3 protein-coding genes are annotated in these 1,454 nt (G+C 58.5%); 1 reads left to right on the top strand and 2 read right to left on the bottom strand.

Going from position 1 to position 1,454, the window contains the following annotated elements:
* On the top strand, positions 1-683 hold a 683-nt coding region (locus EN932_RS36000; RefSeq protein ID WP_245483401.1), incomplete at its 5' end, for a phospholipase D-like domain-containing protein.
* Between the two features lie 143 nt (positions 684-826).
* Here the strand turns inward: EN932_RS36000 and EN932_RS35995 are convergent.
* Both EN932_RS35995 and EN932_RS35990 read right to left on the bottom strand, forming a co-directional pair.
* Positions 827-1,048, bottom strand: coding sequence for a hypothetical protein (locus EN932_RS35995; protein WP_128338066.1), 222 nt, complete (start codon positions 1,046-1,048; stop codon positions 827-829).
* A gap of 9 nt (positions 1,049-1,057) precedes the next feature.
* A complete protein-coding gene (locus tag EN932_RS35990) occupies positions 1,058-1,258 on the bottom strand; it encodes a hypothetical protein (RefSeq protein WP_013525113.1) in 201 nt (66 codons plus the stop codon).
* Positions 1,259-1,454 lie beyond the last annotated feature (196 nt).

Below are 1,454 nucleotides of genomic sequence, written 5' to 3'. Positions count from 1 at the left end.
GCGACACGCATTACCGGATCGAAGGACCCGCCGTGCCCGCATTCCAGGCGGCGTTCGCCGAAAACTGGCTTGAGACGACCGGCGAGACATTGCAGGGCGGGAAGTTCTACCCTGCAGTTGCGCCCGCTGGTGGTCTCGATGCGCAGTTGATACTTTCTTCGCAGCCAAACGGCTCGGAGAACATGGAGTTGATGATGTTGGCGGCAATAGCCGCGGCCAAGGATCATCTGCGCATCGGCATGGCCTACTTCGTGCCGGACGACATCGCGCTGCAGCAGATTCTTGATGCAAGGAAGCGAGGCGTCTCGGTCGATGTCATCGTTCCCAATTGGCTCACGGATGTGCCTGTGGTGCGAAAGGGCTCGCGCTTTTTCTGGGGCGAATTGCTCAAGGCCGGTGTGCGCATCTTTGAGTTTCAACCCACAATGTACCATCCCAAGCTTTTGATCGTCGACGATGCCTGGGTGAGCTTTGGCTCGGCTAATCTGGATGAGCGATCCTTGCGCCTCAACGATGAGGCCAGTCTGAACGTCTACGGCTTGGAATTCGCGCGGACGCAAATAGACGTTTTCAACGAGGACCTGAAGCGATCAAGGCAGGTCAGTCTGGAAGAATGGCAAGCGCGTCCGCTAAGCGAAAAGGTCACCGACTACTTTGCGAGCAGGTTTCGCTCCCAGCTCTGATAATGGCGAGGAGGCGGAGATCCAAAGTCCCCGCGATTGCTCGCCAGGTATTCGCAGCCTTGCTGGATCAGGTCGCGGAAGCCCTCCCTCCCAGCCGCGCTCGCCGCTGGACTCTCCCAGTGTTCCGCACGGATGTGGAGAGCCTAAAAGACTTCGATCACCTTACGGCTTCTCTTTTTGAGAGACTGGATGGGTTTGCGGCGAGTTTGCGGCTGCGCCGGCGACGACTCCACCGGACGCTGTGCAAGCCTTGCTTGTCTCAGCCGCGCCGTCTTCTCGGCGCGTTGTGCGCGTTCAGCGTCCAGCGTCTCTTGGCTGATGCGTTTGGCGCGGTCGTATCTTTCCTTGTCATGATTGCGCGTCACGGACACCTCCTAGCCAGCAACAAAAATCCTGCGAACCTTTTTGGTGACACGCTGCTTGCGTTCTATGGGAGACGGCGTGATGGCCTGTGCGAGGCGCGCTTCCTTCAACCGCGCCGTCTTGGCGGCGCGCTCAGCACGTTCCTTGTCGACAATGATTGCTGCAGCTGATGTGGTCTTCTCGTTGCGAGCGTCATTATTGGTCCGCGGCATCTCAGCGCCTCGCCTTAATTCTTGTCGCCCGCAGAGCCATTTTTTACCTGGGTCGTGCTCTAACCTGGTGTATCGCCCCCTTGGGCGAGATTTTGCCTCGATGAGCCGGCTTCTTGCGCAGGTGGTTGTCGTTGTCCGCTTGTGGGATGGCCATCTCGGTTCTCCTATGCGGGCCGAACTTCGATATGACACAAGT

This window comes from Mesorhizobium sp. M7A.F.Ca.US.002.01.1.1, assembly GCF_004022955.1.
GTDB classification, from domain to species: Bacteria; Pseudomonadota; Alphaproteobacteria; order Rhizobiales; family Rhizobiaceae; genus Mesorhizobium; species Mesorhizobium ciceri.
This window is presented reverse-complemented; position numbering and strand designations above follow the sequence as displayed.